Source organism: Pseudorhodobacter ferrugineus DSM 5888 (assembly GCF_000420745.1).
Taxonomy (GTDB): Bacteria; Pseudomonadota; Alphaproteobacteria; order Rhodobacterales; family Rhodobacteraceae; genus Pseudorhodobacter; species Pseudorhodobacter ferrugineus.
In genome coordinates this window covers 79,911-98,066 of the sequence record NZ_ATVN01000003.1, presented here as the reverse complement: position 1 = coordinate 98,066, position 18,156 = coordinate 79,911, and the positions used below count along the sequence as shown (strand labels likewise).

The 18,156-nt window shown below is 58.6% G+C and carries 15 protein-coding genes; 6 read left to right on the top strand and 9 right to left on the bottom strand.

Features of this window, described 5'->3' with window-relative positions; translation table 11 throughout:
- Positions 1-76 precede the first annotated feature (76 nt).
- The gene (locus G560_RS0103725; protein WP_022702967.1) at positions 77-1,603 is read right to left on the bottom strand and encodes an acyl-CoA carboxylase subunit beta; all 1,527 of its coding nucleotides are present in this window, start codon (positions 1,601-1,603) and stop codon (positions 77-79) included.
- Positions 1,604-1,796: 193 nt separating this feature from the next.
- Here G560_RS0103725 and G560_RS0103720 point away from each other — a divergent pair, with 193 nt between their 5' ends.
- Positions 1,797-3,014, top strand: a complete 1,218-nt coding sequence (locus G560_RS0103720) for a multidrug effflux MFS transporter (RefSeq protein ID WP_022702966.1) — start codon at positions 1,797-1,799, stop codon at positions 3,012-3,014.
- Positions 3,015-3,065: 51 nt separating this feature from the next.
- Positions 3,066-4,475, top strand: a complete 1,410-nt coding sequence (locus G560_RS0103715; RefSeq protein WP_028913692.1) for a helix-turn-helix domain-containing protein — start codon at positions 3,066-3,068, stop codon at positions 4,473-4,475.
- Positions 4,476-4,482: 7 nt separating this feature from the next.
- Here the strand turns inward: G560_RS0103715 and G560_RS0103710 are convergent, their stop codons facing one another.
- The 6 genes from G560_RS0103710 to betI all read right to left on the bottom strand — a co-directional run bounded on the left by G560_RS0103710 (position 4,483) and on the right by betI (position 9,354).
- Positions 4,483-4,719, bottom strand: coding sequence for an HP1242/YdcH family protein (locus tag G560_RS0103710; RefSeq protein WP_022702964.1), 237 nt, complete (start codon positions 4,717-4,719; stop codon positions 4,483-4,485).
- A gap of 85 nt (positions 4,720-4,804) precedes the next feature.
- Positions 4,805-4,918: a hypothetical protein gene (locus G560_RS21815; protein ID WP_476748446.1), complete on the bottom strand. Its 114-nt coding sequence runs from the start codon at positions 4,916-4,918 to the stop codon at positions 4,805-4,807.
- Between the two features lie 43 nt (positions 4,919-4,961).
- Positions 4,962-5,459 (bottom strand): thermonuclease family protein, encoded by a 498-nt coding sequence (locus G560_RS19895; RefSeq protein ID WP_338053579.1) that lies wholly within the window; start codon positions 5,457-5,459, stop codon positions 4,962-4,964.
- 91 nt (positions 5,460-5,550) lie between these two features.
- On the bottom strand, positions 5,551-7,197 hold the full coding sequence (gene betA, locus G560_RS0103700; protein ID WP_028913691.1) for a choline dehydrogenase: 1,647 nt from the start codon (positions 7,195-7,197) through the stop codon (positions 5,551-5,553).
- A 109-nt stretch (positions 7,198-7,306) separates the two neighbouring features.
- Complete coding sequence (gene betB / locus G560_RS0103695) at positions 7,307-8,749, bottom strand: betaine-aldehyde dehydrogenase (RefSeq protein ID WP_022702962.1); 1,443 nt, start codon at positions 8,747-8,749, stop codon at positions 7,307-7,309.
- Positions 8,746-9,354 carry a choline-binding transcriptional repressor BetI gene (betI, locus tag G560_RS18440; protein ID WP_155947135.1) on the bottom strand — a complete coding sequence of 203 codons (609 nt, stop codon included), beginning with the start codon at positions 9,352-9,354 and terminating at the stop codon, positions 8,746-8,748. The genes betB and betI overlap by 4 nt, the downstream gene beginning before the upstream one ends.
- Positions 9,355-9,448: 94 nt before the next feature.
- Between betI and choX the strand changes: the two genes are divergently transcribed.
- The 4 genes from choX to G560_RS0103670 all read left to right on the top strand — a co-directional run bounded on the left by choX (position 9,449) and on the right by G560_RS0103670 (position 13,827).
- Positions 9,449-10,381, top strand: a complete 933-nt coding sequence (gene choX / locus G560_RS0103685; RefSeq protein WP_022702960.1) for a choline ABC transporter substrate-binding protein — start codon at positions 9,449-9,451, stop codon at positions 10,379-10,381.
- 64 nt (positions 10,382-10,445) lie between these two features.
- Positions 10,446-11,300, top strand: a complete 855-nt coding sequence (choW, locus tag G560_RS0103680; protein WP_022702959.1) for a choline ABC transporter permease subunit — start codon at positions 10,446-10,448, stop codon at positions 11,298-11,300.
- The gene (gene choV, locus G560_RS0103675) at positions 11,297-12,328 is read left to right on the top strand and encodes a choline ABC transporter ATP-binding protein (RefSeq protein ID WP_022702958.1); all 1,032 of its coding nucleotides are present in this window, start codon (positions 11,297-11,299) and stop codon (positions 12,326-12,328) included. The genes choW and choV overlap by 4 nt, the downstream gene beginning before the upstream one ends.
- Positions 12,329-12,402: 74 nt before the next feature.
- Positions 12,403-13,827 (top strand): S1 family peptidase, encoded by a 1,425-nt coding sequence (locus tag G560_RS0103670; protein ID WP_022702957.1) that lies wholly within the window; start codon positions 12,403-12,405, stop codon positions 13,825-13,827.
- 149 nt (positions 13,828-13,976) lie between these two features.
- Here the strand turns inward: G560_RS0103670 and topA are convergent, their stop codons facing one another.
- Entirely contained in the window at positions 13,977-16,694 is a 2,718-nt protein-coding gene (topA, locus tag G560_RS0103665; protein ID WP_022702956.1) for a type I DNA topoisomerase, read from the bottom strand.
- 186 nt (positions 16,695-16,880) lie between these two features.
- Positions 16,881-18,050, bottom strand: a complete 1,170-nt coding sequence (gene dprA / locus G560_RS0103655; protein ID WP_022702954.1) for a DNA-processing protein DprA — start codon at positions 18,048-18,050, stop codon at positions 16,881-16,883.
- Between the last annotated feature and the right edge of the window lie 106 nt (positions 18,051-18,156).

The window sequence follows — 18,156 nt, the reverse complement described above, 5'->3', positions numbered from 1 at the left end:
CCCTGCCCAGCCGATCCATGTCAGCTTCTTTCGTGATGTCGATCGTCTTGGGCATAAGGCGCTCCGCTTCCAAAGGTTATAGCGGAATGTTATCGTGCTTTTTCCACGGATTTGTAAGCTTCTTCCCACGCAAACTTGCAAATGCCCGTGCAATACGCCGCCGTGTGGAATGCGGCATGATCACCTCGTCGATAAATCCTTTTTCGGCCGCCACAAACGGGTTGGCAAAACGCGCTTCATATTCCGATGTACGCTCGGCAATTTCCTCGGCGGTTTTGCCGCGATAAATGATTTCGGTCGCCCCTTTGGCCCCCATCACCGCAATTTCTGCCGTGGGCCAGGCATAGTTGAAATCGCCGCGCAGATGCTTGGACGCCATCACGTCATAGGCACCGCCGTAAGCCTTGCGGGTGATCACCGTCACTTTCGGCACAGTCGCCTCGCCATACGCAAACAACAGTTTCGCGCCGTGTTTAATCACCCCACCATATTCCTGTGAAGTGCCGGGCAGGAACCCAGGCACATCCACCAGCGTCAGGATCGGAATTTCGAACGCATCGCAAAACCGCACAAACCGCGCGGCCTTGCGGCTGCTATCAATATCCAAACAGCCCGCCAAAACCGTTGGCTGGTTGGCAACAACACCCACGGATTGCCCTTCAATCCGGATAAAGCCGGTGATGATGTTGCCCGCAAAAGCCGCTTGGATTTCAAAGAAATCGCCTTCATCCGCCAGCTTCAGGATCAATTCCTTCATATCATACGGCTGGTTCGGGTTGTCGGGGATCAGCGTATCAAGGCTTTGTTCCACCCGCGCCGGATCATCAAAGAACGGCCGGGTCGGTGCCTTCTCGCGGTTTGACAAAGGCAAAAAGTCGATCAGGCGGCGCGTTTCGGCCAGCGCTTCGACATCATTTTCATAGGCGCCATCGGCGACCGAACTTTTCTTGGTGTGGGTCGACGCCCCACCCAATTCCTCGGCTGTCACCACCTCGTTCGTCACGGTTTTCACCACATCGGGGCCTGTCACGAACATATAAGACGAATCTTTGACCATAAAGATAAAGTCGGTCATCGCGGGCGAATACACCGCGCCGCCCGCGCATGGCCCCATGATCAAGCTGATCTGCGGCACCACGCCCGACGCCATGATATTGCGCTGAAACACCTCGCCATAGGCGGCAAGACTAGCCACACCTTCTTGAATGCGCGCACCACCGGAATCATTCATCCCGATAACCGGCGCGCCGTTTTGCATCGCCATGTCCATGATTTTGCATATCTTTTGCGCGTGAGTTTCGGAAACAGACCCACCCATAACCGTAAAGTCCTGCGAAAACACATAGACCATCCGGCCATTCACCGTGCCCCAGCCCGTCACCACCCCGTCGCCCGCAGGCCGATCTTTTTCCATCCCGAAATCGGTGCAGCGGTGGGCGACGAACATGTCAAATTCTTCGAACGATCCTTCGTCCAGCAACAGCTCGATCCGCTCGCGCGCGGTCAACTTGCCCTTGGAATGCTGCGCCGCCACACGGCGCTCGCCGCCACCCTGACGGGCCACATCACGGCGGTCTTCCAGCTGCTGCAAGATATCTTTCATCGTAGGCCTCCCCCAGTATTTTGACGCAATCTAACGGGGGCAGGCCCATTGGGAAAGCAAAATTCAGAAAATTTGCAAACATATTGGTATAAAAATACTGCAAATTGCAAACTTGCGAATGAACTCTAGCGGCCGACACGCGCCAACCATTTCTGGCATGGACAGACCAGACAGATCGGCGTAGCCAAAGGTAATGAGCATAAGACCGACTGTCCGCTATTTTGACCGGACCACCGCCCCGCATCTAACCACACTCGTGCTGCTCGCTGGCGTCGCTGCGATGTCACTAAACGTATTTCTCCCGTCGCTGCCCTCAATGGCCGCATATTTCGGGGTCGATTACGCGGTGATGCAGCTGTCATTGTCGCTCTACCTCGCCACAACCGCGCTCTTGCAACTGTTTGTCGGCCCGATATCCGACCGTTTTGGCCGACGTCCCGTTATGCTGGCCGCTGCAATAATTTTTACGCTGGCCTGCGCAGGGTCGCTGCTTGCGCCCAATTACAGCATCTTTCTCGCCTGCCGCCTCGTGCAGGCGGTTGTCGCCTCCGGCTTTGTGCTGTCGCGTGCCGCGGTGCGCGATATGGTCCCCCAAGACCAAGCCGCCTCGATGATCGGCTATGTACAGATGGGCATGGCGATGGTCCCAATGATCGCCCCAGTTATCGGTGGCCTACTCGACAGCGCCTTCGGCTGGCAGGCCTCTTTCATGATGATGATGCTGTCGGGGGCTGCGATGTGCGTCGTGGTCTACTTTGACATGGGCGAAACCACGACCAGCCGCGCCACCAGCATGACTGCGCAGTTTCGCCAATACCCCGACCTGCTCACCTCGCAGCGGTTTTGGGGCTATTGCCTGGCTGCTGGCTTTGCCTCCGGCGCATTCTTTGCCTATCTAGGTGGCGCGCCATACATCGGCACCACGTTTTTCAAAATGGATGCCGCAACCCTTGGCCTTTACTTCGGCGCACCTGCTTTGGGCTATATGGCGGGCAACTTCTTCTCGGGCCGCTACGCTGTGCGCTATGGCGTAAACCGCATGGTGATTGCGGGCGCGTTGACCTCAACTCTTGGCATGGCGGCCCTTGCGTTGCTGGAACTTGCAGGCCTTTCGGGGCCCGTCTTGTTCTTTGGATTGATGATTTTTGTGGGCCTTGGCAATGGCTTACTGTCGCCCAGCGCCAATGCGGGTATGCTGTCGGTGCGCCCTAAACTGGCAGGTTCGGCGGCAGGGCTTGGCGGGTCATTCCTTATCGGGGTTGGTGCGGCCTTGTCTGCGCTTGCGGGCTTTCTTTTGGATCCTGAAACGGGGCCGATGCCGCTGATCCTTTTGATGCTGCTCACCTCCCTCGCCTCGTATCTGTGTATTTTGTGGGTGATTCGCCGCGAAAACCAGATCAAAGGCGCTTGACGCCACGGGTTTGCAAAGCCACCGTACGGTTTGCAAATCAAGGGGCAAACAATGGCCACGCAAAAACTTTATGCCGGCGTAAAACTGCGCGAATTGCGCGCGCGGCTGCGCCTGACGCAAAAGATGTTTGCGCAAAAACTTGATGTATCCCTGCCCTACCTGAACCAGATGGAAAACAACAACCGCCCCATTTCGGCAGGTGTGGTGCTGGGCCTCGCGCAGGAATTTGGGCTGGATGTAACCGAGCTGACAACAGGCGACAGCGAACGCATGGTCACCGACATGCGTGAGGCATTGGCCGACCCCGTCTTCACAACACCGCCCCCTTTGGCAGACCTGCGCCTTGCCGCCTCCAACGCCCCGGCCCTTGCCCGCGCGTTCTTGGACCTGCACCGCGCCTACCGCCAAAGCCATGAACGCCTTGCCAGCTTCGATGATGCCTTGGGCCGGAATGAGGCGTCTCTGTCCCCCTCTCCGTGGGAAGAGGTGCGCGATTTCTTTCACTATTGCGACAATTACATAGACGCCATTGACCGCGCAGCGGAACGCTACGCCACGCTGCAAGGCCCTGATATCCCGATTGAAAGCACCGCCCTTGCTACCCTCGAAAGCCTTTGCATAGACTTGACCCTTTCGAACACCACAGACATCCGCCGCTTTGACCCGAAAACCAAGCATCTGGCCCTATCGGCGCGCGTAACAGGTGCCACCCGCCGCTTTCACTTGCTGCATCAAGTCGCCCTGCTTACCCAAAATGATTTGTTCGAGGCAACGCTGGACCTTGCGCAATTTCACAGCCCGCAGGCGCGCGGGATCGCGAAAATCGGTCTTGCGAACTATTTCGCGGGTGCGGCCATCATGCCCTACACCGCGTTTCTTGAGGCCGCAGACCGTGAGCGCCACGACCTAGAGCGTCTGTCCGACCTTTTCGACAGCTCCATCGAACAGGTCGCCCACCGTCTGTCCACCTTGCAACGCCCGGGGGCCAAAGGCGTACCGTTCTTTTTCGTGCGGGTCGATCAGGCTGGCACCGTTACCAAACGCCATTCCGCCACCCGCTTTCAATTCGCGCGCTTCGGCGGCGCTTGCCCGCTGTGGAACGTCCATCAAGCCTTTGAAACACCGGGCCGTTTCCTGCGCCAACTGGCCGAAACGCCCGATGGGGTGCGCTATGTTTGCCTTGCGCGCGATGTGTCAAAATCTGGCGGCGCGTTTGGCGCGCCCGTACAGCGTTATGCCATCGGATTGGGCTGTGAAATCGCTCATGCGCCAAAACTGGTCTATGCCGATGGTCTGGATCTGCGCGGCAGATTTGAACCCATCGGCATTTCCTGCCGCATCTGTGAACGCCCCGATTGCCACCAACGGTCTGTCCCACCCTTGGAAAAGCAACTTTCGGTCGATCCGGACAGGCGCGGGGTCGTGCCTTACGGCATCGGCCCCGACACCTTTACCACCTAGCCGCCAGTTAGGCCGACAACATCGCGTAAATCTCGTCTTTCAGGCGGGCACGTTCTTTGCGCAACGCTGTTTCATGCGCATCATCCGTGGGCTCCAGGTCGGTTTCGGCCCGATGCACGGCCCGGTTCACCTCATGATAGGCATCAAACAGCTTGGCAAAATGCGCGTCTTCCAGCTTCAGCTTGTGCATTTTCTCCACATATATCGGGAATTCTTCAGCCAATTCGTGCGGGGTATGCGACATAAAATGCTCCTTGGTTATTTACGTATTCCCAAGTATGGCCCACGCCGCTCAGCCCCGCTTTGACACGGATCAAAATGGTCGAGCCCTAGCGTTTTGCGGCCCGAAATCCCGCCGCCCGCGCCTCGGCTTCTGTACAGAAAAACGCCTCACCCTTGCCCGTCGCAATCCGTGTCGCGTAATAATCGCGCTGGCCAGGCATATGGTAAATCCGCTTGCCCTTTGCGCTGATATTGCCTTTGATCCTACAGCCCGCAGGCGCCGCCGTACCGCGTTTCGCGACCTTTGCGATAGGCATCCGGCGCCGTCACAGCCCCCGACCAAAGCCCCCGCGCCTCACGTTTGGCTTGTGCCTCGGCGCCCGTGTAATCACGAGAATAGCGCAGATAGGCAGTCGCCGCCCCCGCAAGCACCATCTGTGCCGAGACATCACGCCCCGAAACCATACAGCGCGCCACCATGCGGCCATAGCGGTCACGCTCCAGCGCCTCGCAGCGCAAGACGCCTTGCCCGACAATCTTGGCCAGCGTCTCTTTGGACCACGCACCACAGGCCCAGTTGCGCCCCGACACATCGCAGCGCTGTTTCAGCTCGGGCGCGTCAATCCCGAACAGCCGGACCCGCTCGCCCGCCACCACAAGACTGTCACCATCAACGACCCGCGCCTGCCCAGAAAGGGTTAGAGCATGGGCTGGAGTGACAAGGGCCAAAATCAGAACAAGAGCGGTACGAAGTGTTAACATACCCCCGTATTCCGCCCAAACCGGCGGCAAATCAAGGGTTTTGTTAACTATTGGTTAACCTTAGTTAAGCTCAGTTAACCTTACCCCCCAGTTACCGCTGCGCCGCGCGCCAATTCTCATTCACTTCAGGCGCCAAATTCATCGGCGCCAAAGGCACGCGCCCCAAGATATGATCTGCCGCCTTTTCGCCAACCATAATCGACGGTCCGTTCAAATTTCCGTTGGTAATGCGCGGAAAGATCGAGCTGTCGGCCAGCCGCAACCCCTCTACCCCGATCACCCGACACTCAGCGTCCACCACCGCCATTAGATCATCGCGCCGCCCCATCCGCGCCGTCCCGCACGGGTGATAGGCGCTTTCCGCATGTTCACGGATAAACGCGTCAATCTCGGCGTCCGTCTGCACGCCTGCCCCCGGCTGGATCTCATGCTTCACAAACGGCTCCATCGCAGCTTGGGCAAACACCTCGCGCGTCAGGCGAATGCAGGCGCGGAAATCCTCCCAATCTTGGCGGTCAGACATATAGTTGAACCGGATGACAGGCTTCGCCGCAGGGTCACTTGACCGCAGGCGCACCGTGCCCCGCGACGGGCTGCGCATCGGGCCAGTATGCACCTGAAACCCGTGGCCTTCAGCACTCGCCTTACCATCATAGCGCACGGCGATCGGCAGGAAATGATACTGAATATCAGGGTATTCCACACCCTTCTTACTGCGAATAAACCCGCAAGCCTCAAACTGGTTCGACGCGCCCAAACCCTTGCGGGTAAACAACCACTGTGCCCCGATCAGCGCTTTGCCCAACAGGTTCCAATATTTGTACAGGGTAATCGGCTGCTTACTGGCAAACTGCATGTAAACCTCCAGATGGTCTTGCAAATTGCTGCCAACCCCCGGCCTATCCGCCACAACATCAATTCCGTGTTCGGCCAAATGCGCCGCGGGCCCAATCCCCGACAGCATCAACAGCTTGGGCGAATTCAAACTCGACGCCGCCAAGATCACCTCTTTTGCGGCCAAGATCACCTCAACCTTGCCGCCGCGCGACAGCTCTACCCCAACGGCGCGCCCGTTCTTCATCACCACCTTACGCGCCAACCCGCGCACCACAGTCACGTTCCCGCGCGTCACGGCAGGCTTCAAATAAGCATTCGCCGCCGACCAACGCTGCCCTTTGTAAATCGTGGCCTCCATCGGGCCAAACCCCTCTTGCGCCGCCCCGTTATAATCTGGCGTCACAGGGTATCCGGCCTGTTCACCTGCCGAAATAAAGGCATCAAACAAGGGGTTATCGCGCGGTCCTCTTGTAATGTGCAAAGGCCCATCGGTGCCGCGGTATTCAGACGCGCCGCCATGCCAATGCTCCATCCGGCGGAAATAGGGCAGCACATCCGCATAAGCCCAACCATCCGCCCCCGCTTCGGCCCAATGGTCATAATCGCGGGCATGGCCACGCACATAGACCATGCCGTTGATGCTCGATGACCCGCCAATCACCTTGCCGCGCGGCGTGACCAGCGACCGTCCGCCCAAATGCGGCTCGGGCTCGCTCGACATCCCCCAATCATACAGGCCCATGTTCATCGGATAGGACAGCGCTGCCGGCATCTGAATGAACGGCCCCGCATCCGTACCGCCAAACTCGATGACGATAACCGAAGCCCCCGCCTCGCCCAACCGGTACGCCATCGCACAGCCCGCGGACCCTGCCCCAACAATCACATAATCCGCCTGCATATCCGTCCAAACTTTCGCGTCAAAGGTCCGCCCCAGCCAGTGTTTTGGCGTGGCGGGGTGGGTGGGCGGGAGCCACGCCAAAACACTGGCGCAAGCCCCCAAGAGCAACTCAATACGGCGCGTCAACCGGCCCCATACCGACATAAACGCTCTTGATCTGGCTGTAATACTCCAGCGCCGCCTTGCCGTTTTCACGCCCAACACCCGAAAGTTTCGACCCGCCAAACGGCATTTCCACCGGCGTCAGGTTATAGGTGTTGATCCAGCACGTGCCCGCCTGCAACGCGCCAATAACGCGGTGCGCACGGGCCAAATCAGCGGTAAAAACCCCCGCCGCCAACCCAAAATCCGTGTCATTGGCGCGGGTTACAACCTCATCTTCATCCACAAAATCAAGAACAGCCATCACCGGCCCAAACACCTCTTCACAGGCAAGCACCATGTCATCGGTCACATCGGAAAATACCGTGGGTTGCACAAACATGCCATCCCGCCCACCGCCCGTAACCAACTGCGCCCCTTGGGTCACGGCCCCGTTTACATAGCTCATCACCTTGTCCACCTGCACAGCCGATACTAACGGCCCCATCTGGGTCGCCATATCCATCGGATCGCCCAGCACAATCTTTTCCGCCCGCAGCTTCAACTGCGCCAAAAACGCGGCCTTGATGCCCTTTTGCACAAACACCCGCGTCCCGTTGGAACAGACCTGCCCTGCCGAATAGAAATTCGCCATCATCGCCGCCCCGACCGCGCTGTCCAAATCGGCATCGTTGAAAATAATCAACGGCGATTTGCCCCCCAATTCCATCGTGACATTGCGAATGCCCTCGGCCGCTGCTGCATAAACCTTGCGCCCCGTAGGCACCGATCCGGTCAGCGATACCTTGTCCACACGTGCGTCCGTCACCAATGACGCACCCACTGCCCCACGACCTTGCACCACATTAAACAGCCCCGCAGGCAACCCCGCCTCAATGAAAATCGCGGCCAACTCCAGCGCGCCCAAAGGCGTCACCTCGGATGGTTTGAACACCATCGCATTGCCCATCGCCAAGGCAGGGGCTGATTTCCAGCAAGCAATCTGGCTCGGGTAATTCCACGCGCCAATCCCCACACATACGCCCAGCGCCTCACGCAGGGTATAGGCAAAATCGCCGCCCAGCGGGATCGTCTCGCCTGTCACAGTCGGGGCCAACCCGCCAAAATACTCCAGCGCATCCGCTCCGGATGGCCAATCCGCCACCAGCGTTTCTTGCAAAGGCTTGCCCGTATCCAGCGTTTCCAACCGCGCCAGCGCATCGCCGCGTTCGCGGATCAAATCCGCCGCGCGCCGCAAAATCCGGCCCCGCTCAACGGGCTTCTTCGCCGCCCATGCGCCTTGCGCGGCCTTGGCCCCCGCAAGCGCCGCGTCAATCACCGCAGGCGTCGCCTCGTGCAGTGTGGCAATCACCGCGCCCGTGGCGGGATAAATCACCTCGATCACCGCACCGTCTGTGTCTTCCATCCAATCGCCATTTACAAAATGGCTCGCTTTGGGTTGCGCGATCATAGGTCGGCCCCTTTCTGTTGTGTCATGTCAAATCGCAAAAGTTCTGCGGCCAAAAAGTCCTGCACCACCTTGGCCGATGCCCTGCCATCCGATGGCCCCGCACTCAGCGCCTCTCGCAGGTAAACCCCGTCGATCAAAGCGCCCAAAGACAGCGCAATTTCTTCGGCCCGCCCGCCGACAATGGGGCGCAACGCGTGCAACAGGTTGGCGTGCAAGCGGCGTTGATACACCGAAAGCAACCGCCGCGCCCCCGGCACCGTTTGGGCAAGCACATAAAAGTTCAGCCAGGCACTCACCACCTCACGGCGAAAGTTGGCGGGGCTGAACGACGCCAGCACAATCGCCTCCAACCGCGCGCGCGGGGTGGTCGCAGTCGCCAGCGCCCCGCGAATTTCAGCCCCGTACAGCGACAGGATGTGTCGCATTGCCGCCAAAAAGATCTGCTCCTTGCCGCCGAAATAATGATGCGCCAGCGCGGTCGACATCCCCGCCCGCTTGGCAATCTGTCCCACGGTCACATCCAAAGACCCCGCGCGCCCGATTTCAACAATCGTCGCTTTGACCAAAGCGGTCTTTCGGATAGGCTCCATTCCAAGCTTGGGCATTGCAGGATTCCATAAAAAACTTGCTATACCGGCTATTGTGACGTTTATTGACTCGTCAATCAACAAAAAACCGCAATCAACAAGGGGATACCTTATGTCCACGATCAAACTCAGCCTTCTGGCCAGCGCCGCCGCACTTATCCTTGCAGGCCCCGCCGCCGCCAATTGCGACAAAGTCACTTTTTCTGATGTAGGCTGGACCGACATCACCGCCACCACCGCCGTAACGTCGCTTGTTCTTCAGGCGCTTGGCTATGAAACCGAAACCAAGGTTTTGTCGGTGCCAATCACCTACGCCTCAATGGCCGAAGGCAATATCGACGTTTTCCTTGGCAATTGGATGCCCACTATGGAGGCCGATATCGCCCCCTACCGTGAGGCGAAAACCGTGGATACCGTGCGCACCAACCTGACAGGCGCCAAGTATACGCTGGCCACAAATGCCGCAGGGGTCGCTGCTGGGATCACCGATTTCGCCTCAATTGCACAGGCGCGCGACGCGCTGGATGGCAAGATTTACGGCATTGAGCCCGGCAATGACGGCAACCGCCTGATCTTGGATATGGTCGACGGCGATGCCTTTGGCCTGAAGGGGTTCGAAGTCGTGGAAAGCTCCGAACAAGGCATGCTTGCCCAAGCCACGCGCGCAGAGGAACGCAATGAACCTATCGTTTTCCTCGGCTGGGAACCTCACCCGATGAACGCCAATATCGCCATGACCTACCTGCCCGGCGGAGATGATTTCTTTGGCCCCGATCTGGGCGGTGCCACCGTGGCCACCAACACCCGCGCGGGTTATGTGACCGAATGCGCCAACACCGGCAAATTGCTCCAGAACCTCGAGTTTTCGCTGAAACTGGAAAACGAAATCATGGGCGCAATCCTTGACAGAGGCGAATCCCCCGAGGCCGCAGCCAAGGCATGGCTTGCCGCCAATCCCGACACGCTGACCGCTTGGCTGGACGGTGTCACCACACGCGACGGCGGCGATGCGATAGCGGCTGTCACGGCCGCACTCGCCAACTAACTCCATCAGGCCCCGGCGTAACCCGGGGCCTTTTTCTTGCCGACCATCCGCCCCGAGGATCCAAATGGCCCTGCTCACCCCCCTTATCGACACGCTGACCGCCTTCAAAATCCCGATGGGTGAATGGGCCCAAAGCGGCGTCAACTGGCTGAAACAAAACGCATCCTGGCTCTTCGACCTCATCTCGGACGGGCTGAACGGCATCATCGACGGCGTCACATGGTCCATCGAAACCATTGGCCCCCTCGGCATGACATTGCTGTTCGCCGCCATCACCTACGCCCTGCAACGCAACGTCAAAAAATGCGCCATCGTCGCGGCCGGCATGCTGTTCATCATCAACCAAGGCTACTGGGACCGCACGATCGAAACCCTCGCCCTGATCCTTGTGTCCTGCATCGTGTGCATGGGGATCGGCCTGCCCACCGGCATTTTCGCCGCCCGCCGCAAATGGGTCTATTCGGCAATCGAACCCGTCCTCGACCTCATGCAAACCTTGCCGCCTTTCGTCTATCTCATTCCTGCCGTTATCTTTTTCGGGCTTGGCCAGGTCCCCGGCCTTATCGCCACCGTCATCTTCGCCCTGCCCGCCTCAATCCGCCTCACACATCTCGGCATCTCCTCCACTCCCACCGAACTGACCGAGGCAGCGACCGCATTCGGCGCCACGCCCATGCAAAAACTGCTCAAGGTCGAACTTCCTTCGGCCTTTCCGCAAATCATGATGGGCCTGAACCAAACCATTATGCTGTCGCTGTCGATGGTCGTCATCGCCACGCTGGTTGGCGCAGGCGGGCTTGGCCAACCCGTGCTGAACGGCCTGAACCGGATGAAACCCGACCTTGGGTTCGAATCCGGCTTTGTCATCGTGGCGCTGGCCACCGTCTTGCGCGTCATGCTGGGGATGGCCAAAAAATGACTCAGAATGCTGTAGAATTCGACAATGTCTCTATCGTTTTTGGCGACCGCCCTGATGTCGCCTTGCCCCTGATGGACCAAGGCCAATCGCGCCCCGACATTCAATCCGCCACGGGCCAAGTTCTGGGCGTTCACAACTGCACGCTCAATGTGGCAACGGGCGAAATTCTTGTGCTGATGGGCCTGTCCGGCTCGGGCAAATCCACCCTCTTGCGCGGTGTCAACGGGTTAAACCCTGTTGTGCGTGGCGAAGTCCGCGTCAAAGACGGCGATAAAATGACCTCGGTGACCCATGCCGATACCGCCACCCTGCGCCGCCTGCGCCTGTCCAATATCGCGATGGTGTTTCAGCAATTCGGCCTGCTACCGTGGCGCACCGTGCGCGAAAACGTTGGCCTTGGCTTAGAGCTTGCAGGCCAATCCCCCGCCCAGCGCCGCACGGCAGTCGAGGCGCAGTTGGAACTGGTAAACCTGTCCCAATGGGCCGACCGCAAGGTGGGCGAACTTTCGGGCGGCATGCAGCAACGCGTGGGCCTTGCCCGCGCCTTTGTCACCGATGCGCCGATTTTGCTGATGGACGAACCCTTTTCCGCCCTCGACCCGCTCATCCGCGCACGGTTGCAGGACGAGCTGCTAGAACTGCAAACCCGCCTGAAACGCACCATCGTTTTCGTAAGCCATGATCTGGATGAGGCGTTCAAAATCGGCAACCGCATCGCGTTGATGGAGGGTGGTCGCATCGTGCAATGCGGCACCGCCCGCGAGATTATCGCCAACCCCGTGTCGGAATATGTCGCCGATTTCGTCGCCCATATGAACCCGCTTTCCGTCCTCACAGCCCGCGATGTCATGCAAGCAGGGCCAAGCACGGCGACCACCGAACGCGACGCCGAAACCCCTGTCATTCAGATCATGGAACTGATCCGCGACGGTGCCATCGAAATCGCCGTCACCGAAAGGGGGGCGCGCATCGGCACGCTCACGGCGGCACATGTGATGGGGCGGCTGGTGAACCCGCGAGGCGCATAAGGGCACTGCGGCAAAGCTCTTTACAGTCCGCCTGCTACGCGCAATCTTGGGCCAAATACTGGAAAGGGTTCGGGATGTTTCGCATTCGTCTTGTGCTGGTCGCCCTATTGTTCACGCCCGTTCCAACTGCCGCCCAACCCTTATTTGACCCATTACGCGCGGACCTGTTCGACACTGACGAACAGCGCTTTTTACAAACGGCCCTCGCCTTTGAAAGGCTTTACAATGGGCTTTTGGATGGGGCTTGGGGCAACCGCAGCCAAGACGCGCTGGATCGTTATGCCCGAAAAAAGTTCGACTTTTTTCCTGCATTGAACGCCCATTCAGCCGCTTTGGTAATTTCAGTCAGTGATCAATTCGCGCAAAACGGCTGGAAACAGCAGTATTGGGATGTTTTGGGCTTGTCCTTTCTTGTGCCCACCTCTGCCATGTCAGACACAAGCGGCACCGACCTTTTCGTCAGCTTCAACCACACCAAAAGCAGCCTCGCCTATTCGATCAACATTGGCGATACCACCCAAATGCGATCGGTCCACAGCTATGCACAATTGCGCCCACAATGGTCAGATCAAGCCTATACTTTGCGGCACGATGCTACTTGGATCACCTCTGCCCAACTACGCGATGGCACCGTGCTTTACGTGCGCTCGCTTCAATCTGCTGGGGCTTGGTCCACAATCGTCCTGTCTGCCAATCGCTCGGATGAACCCACGATGATGGCCGTTGCGGCCTCGATAACCAAGGGCCGTGCTTCTGCAATCTCCCTTCCAACTGGCGGTAGGCTTGCTAATCTGGTCGAGGAGATATTGGCTCAGGTCAACACGCAAAGCGGGGCGACTGCAGCACCTGCCCTCCCCGCACCGACACTGGCACCCGCAACAAACTCTGCGGTAAAATCGACAGGCACCGGCTTTTATGTGTCTGCTCAAGGGCATGTACTGACCAACGCGCATGTCATTGACGGGTGCAGCACGCTGCGAATCGGGCAAAATACAGCAACGGTCCTTGATACCTCGGCTGATTTTGATCTTGCTCTGCTTTCGGTAGCCCTCCCCACCGCCCCGAATGTCGCCGCCTTTGCCCAAGGCCCTGCGAGGTTGAACTCTGACGTAACGGTGGTGGGCTATCCGCTGTCCAGCGTGCTTGGTGGGGTCAACGTGACACGTGGGGCGGTGTCCAGCCTCAAAGGTGTTACGGGGGATGCAACGCAGCTTCAGATAACCGCACCGGTTCAATCCGGAAACTCGGGCGGCCCCGTTTTGGCGGCTGACGGCAGTGTCGTCGCCGTTGTGGTCTCAAAACTGAACAGTGACAACATCAATGATCGGTTTGGCGACACGCCACAGAACGTGAACTTCGCCATTCGGGGTGAAATAGCCAAGCTGTTTATGGGGTCAAACGGAATAGACCCAATGATCGCCCAACCGGGCGCAGCCCTTGCGCCCGAAGAAATTGCTGAAAAAGCAACGGGCTTTACAATGTTAATACAGTGCTATTGATGGCGGCTTGGCCCCGTGGGTCGGGGTTCACCCCGCCACAGCACAGTAGAATGTGCCCCACGCGAACACCTTAAAATTCAGTTAACAGAAAACTGAAACCACAACTGTATCAATGACTTATAGAAATGACCGCACGCGGACATTTCTCATTATTCCTCGGTCTTTTTCGCTGCGGCCTTCTTAGCCGAGGCCTTTTTCGCCGCCGGTTTCTTTGCAGCGGGCTTTTTCTCTGCGGCTTTCTTGGGGGTGGCTTTCTTGGTGGCCGCTTTCTTGGCGGGGGCTTTCTTTTTCGTCCCCGTTTTCGCCGCCCTCTCGTTCAACAATTCAATTGCCTGCTCGACTGATACCTCTGCCGGCTCGATCTCTTTCGGAACCGTCGCGTTCACCTTGCCCCATTTAATATAAGGCCCATATCGGCCCGGCATCACAGCCATCGGCCCGCCTTCAGGATGCTCACCCAAATCTTTAATCGGCTCCGCCGCAACCCGCGCCTTAGAATATTTATTCGCCAAAACCTCAACGGCGCGGTTCATCCCGATCGTGAAAACCTCCTCCACATCGGGCAGGTTCGCGTAGACTTTGTTATGCTTCACATAAGGTCCATACCGCCCAATCGCGGCCTCAACCATTTCCCCATCCTCAGGATGCGGCCCAATCTGGCGCGGCAAAGACAGCAAGGTCAGCGCCTTTTCCAGCGTCATCGCTTCCGGCCCCCACCCTTTCGGCAGGCTGGCCCGCGGCGGTTTCGGAACCTCTTCCGTGGCCTCGCCCCGCTGAACATAGGGGCCAAATCGCCCCGTCCGCAGGCTGATCTGCTCGCCGTTATCATCGACACCCAGCACCTGCCCATCCGGAGAGATCGCAACACCTTCTTCACCGCCAGCAACCGAAATCGGGCGAGTATACCGACATTCAGGGTAGCTTCCGCAGCCGATAAACGCCCCACCAGACCGCGCCGTTTTCAGATGCAAGCGGCCCTCGCCACAGACAGGGCAAACCCGCGGATCCGACCCATCGGCGCGGGGGGGGTAAAGATGCGGAGCCAGAAACTCATCAATCTTGGTGAGCACCTCGCCAATCCGCAAGTCCGCTGTCTCGGCAATCGCCGCCGAGAAATCCCGCCAGAACCGCGCCAACACTTCTTTGTAATCGCGGTCGCCGGCCGACACGTCATCAAGCTGCCCCTCAAGGTCAGCGGTGAAATCATACTCCACATATTTACGGAAATAATTCGACAAAAACGCCGTGACCAGCCGCCCCTTATCCTCGGGAAACAGGCGGTTTTTGTCTTTGCGAACATATTCGCGGTCCACAATCGTGGTCATGATCGAGGCATACGTCGATGGCCGCCCGATCCCCAACTCTTCCATCCGTTTGACCAAGGTCGCCTCGGTGTAACGCGGCGGCGGCTGGGTGAAATGTTGCGCCCCCAGTACCGACTTGCCCGCATTGGTCACAGCCGAAGGCACCCGCGTTGCAGACCCTTCGATCACATCATCACTGGCAGAGGCTGCCTTGGCAAAGGCCTCGACAAACGCGCCTTTCACAAACTCGGCGGCCTCACCTTGCATGATTTGCGGCAGGCGGCCTTCGTCGCCATCCTCATCGTCGCGGCCTTCTTCATACAGCTTCAAAAACCCGTCAAATAGCACCACTTGCCCCGTCGCGCGCAGCACGACTTGGCCATCTTTGCTGCTCACATCAACAGTCGTCCGCTCCAACCGCGCCGCCGCCATCTGGCTGGCAATCGTGCGTTTCCAGATCAAGTCATAGAGCTTTTTCTGCTCACCATCCAACCGCAGATCATCGGCGGCTTTGGACATATCAGTGGGGCGGATGCACTCATGCGCCTCTTGCGCGTTTTTGGCTTTGTTTTTGTAAACACGTGGGGTTTCAGGCACGTATTTCGCACCATACCGGTCCGCAATCGTGGCGCGCGCATCAGTCACAGCCTCAGGCGCCATATCAATGCCGTCGGTTCGCATGTAGGTGATATGGCCCCCCTCATAAAGACGCTGTGCCGCACCCATCGCTTGCTTGGCGCCCATCCCGAACTTGCGGCTCGCCTCTTGCTGCAAGGTCGAGGTCATAAAGGGCGCGGACGGGTTGCGCGATGCTGGCTTTGCCTCAACGGATTGCACGATCAATGTTCGAGAACTGACAGCTTGGACCGCCAGATCGGCTGCTTCGACGTTGGAAATGTCGAATTTGTCCAATTTCTTGCCACCAAGCACCGTCAAACGCGCATCATATTCCTGCCCGCGCGGTGTGGTCAGGCGGGCGTTCACGCCCCAGAATTCACGGGCACGAAAGGACTCAATCTCCATCTCGCGTTCCACAATAAGGCGCAGGCAGACCGATTGCACACGGCCCGCCGATTTCGCACCCGGCAGCTTGCGCCACAGCACGGGCGACAAGGTGAACCCCACCAGATAGTCCAACGCTCGGCGGGCCAGATAGGCATCGACCAGCGGCACATCAATCTGGCGCGGGTTTTTCATCGCCTCGGTCACAGCCGCCTTGGTGATGGCGTTAAAGGTGACGCGGCTGACCTTGGTATCTTTCTTGATGCTTTTGGCCAGTGCCTCTTGCAGATGCCACGAAATCGCCTCGCCTTCGCGGTCAGGGTCGGTCGCGAGGATCAGTTCATTGTCGCTTTTCAGCGCATCGGTGATTGCCTTGATATGCTTTTTACTATCTGCCGCCACTTCCCATTTCATCGCAAATTCGTCGTTAGGGTCGACCGATCCATCCTTGGGGGGCAAATCACGCACGTGGCCAAAGGACGCGAGAACTGTATAGTTCGAGCCCAAATATTTGTTAATTGTCTTGGCCTTGGCGGGGGACTCTACAACGACAACAGCCATGAAAACCTCTTTATTTGCGGACCCTATGGTGGCGGGGCAAGATGTGGGCGGATGGGGGCCAATGTCAATGGAGGCATGCGGCAAACCCAAAGCGCTTGACCTGATTGCCTTTTTTTCGGGCGTCCACAAGGGGAGGTTCGGCTGCAATTCGGGCTTTTGCCTGTAACCCTCAGATTTCTGGGGCCTTCAATCGACCCGCGACAGCAATCCACCGGCCTGACGCAAAACCTTGCCTTCCAGTTCCAAGGCCAACAGTTCAGGGGTTATCCGGCTGGGGGGCATAGCTAGGTCACGGATCAATTGATCCTCGGCCAAGGGGCTGGGGCCAAGGCGGGCGAGGATTTGACTATGGATCTGCGCCATATCAGCCAAGGGGCGACGGGCGGGAACCGGCCCTGGCAAGGGCTGGTGGGGCTGGACTACAGGATCGGGGCGCGTGGGTTCGGCGCGCATGTGCGGCAATCCGGTTCCAATAGCTTCAATTACGTCTGATGAGCTGCGCACCAAGGTCGCGCCATCGCGGATCAGCATGTTGCATCCAGCGGCGCGGGCATCAAAGGGATGGCCCGGTACAGCCAACACATCACGGCCTTGGTCCAAGGCATTGCGCGCAGTGATCAGGCTGCCGGACCGCGCCGCAGCCTCAACCACCACAACGGCACGCGACAGGCCCGACACCAGCCGATTCCGCATCGGGAAATGGCGGGCCTGAGGGGTAAGCCCCATGGGTTGTTCGGAAATCCTACAGCCTTTTGCCGCAATCTCGGCGGCGAGCACGGCGTTTTCCTCGGGGTAGATCACGTCTACACCTCCGGCCTGTACCGCGATGGTGCCCAATGCCAGTGCGGCCTTATGCGCGGCCGCATCAATGCCACGTGCAAGGCCGGACACTACGACAAAGCCCTTTTCGCCCAAGGTTTCGGCCAAGCGGGTGGCCATGCGCAGCCCTAGGCTGGACGCATTGCGCGCGCCCACCATTGCCACGCTGGGGCGATTGAGCAGGTCAACATTGCCAATGGCCCAGATCACAGGCGGCGCATCCGGCAGATCATACAGCGCCTCAGGATACCCAGGCTCGCCCCAGCAGATCATTTTTGCGCCAGCGATGCGGGCCAAAGACGCCTCGTGTGCGGCAACTTCCACGGCGCAAGTCGAATAGTCCTTTACGCCTGCCGCTGCTGCGATTTCAGGCAGCGCGTCAAGCGCCGCTGCCGCAGAGCCGTGTTCAGCAATCAACCGATGAAAGGTTACGGCCCCGACCCGCCGCGAACGGATAAGGCGCAACCAGTCCATGCGCTGGCTGTCTGACAAAACAGCTGGGGCCGCGCGAGCATGATCAAAAAGGTCCGAATCCATTGGGCAGCTTTCGGGTTAACTCCTTCAAGCATTCACCAACCAAGGTTAACGGGTTATGAACGAAACCGAAAAACGCACATTTTGTACGAATTTTTTATCGGCTCCG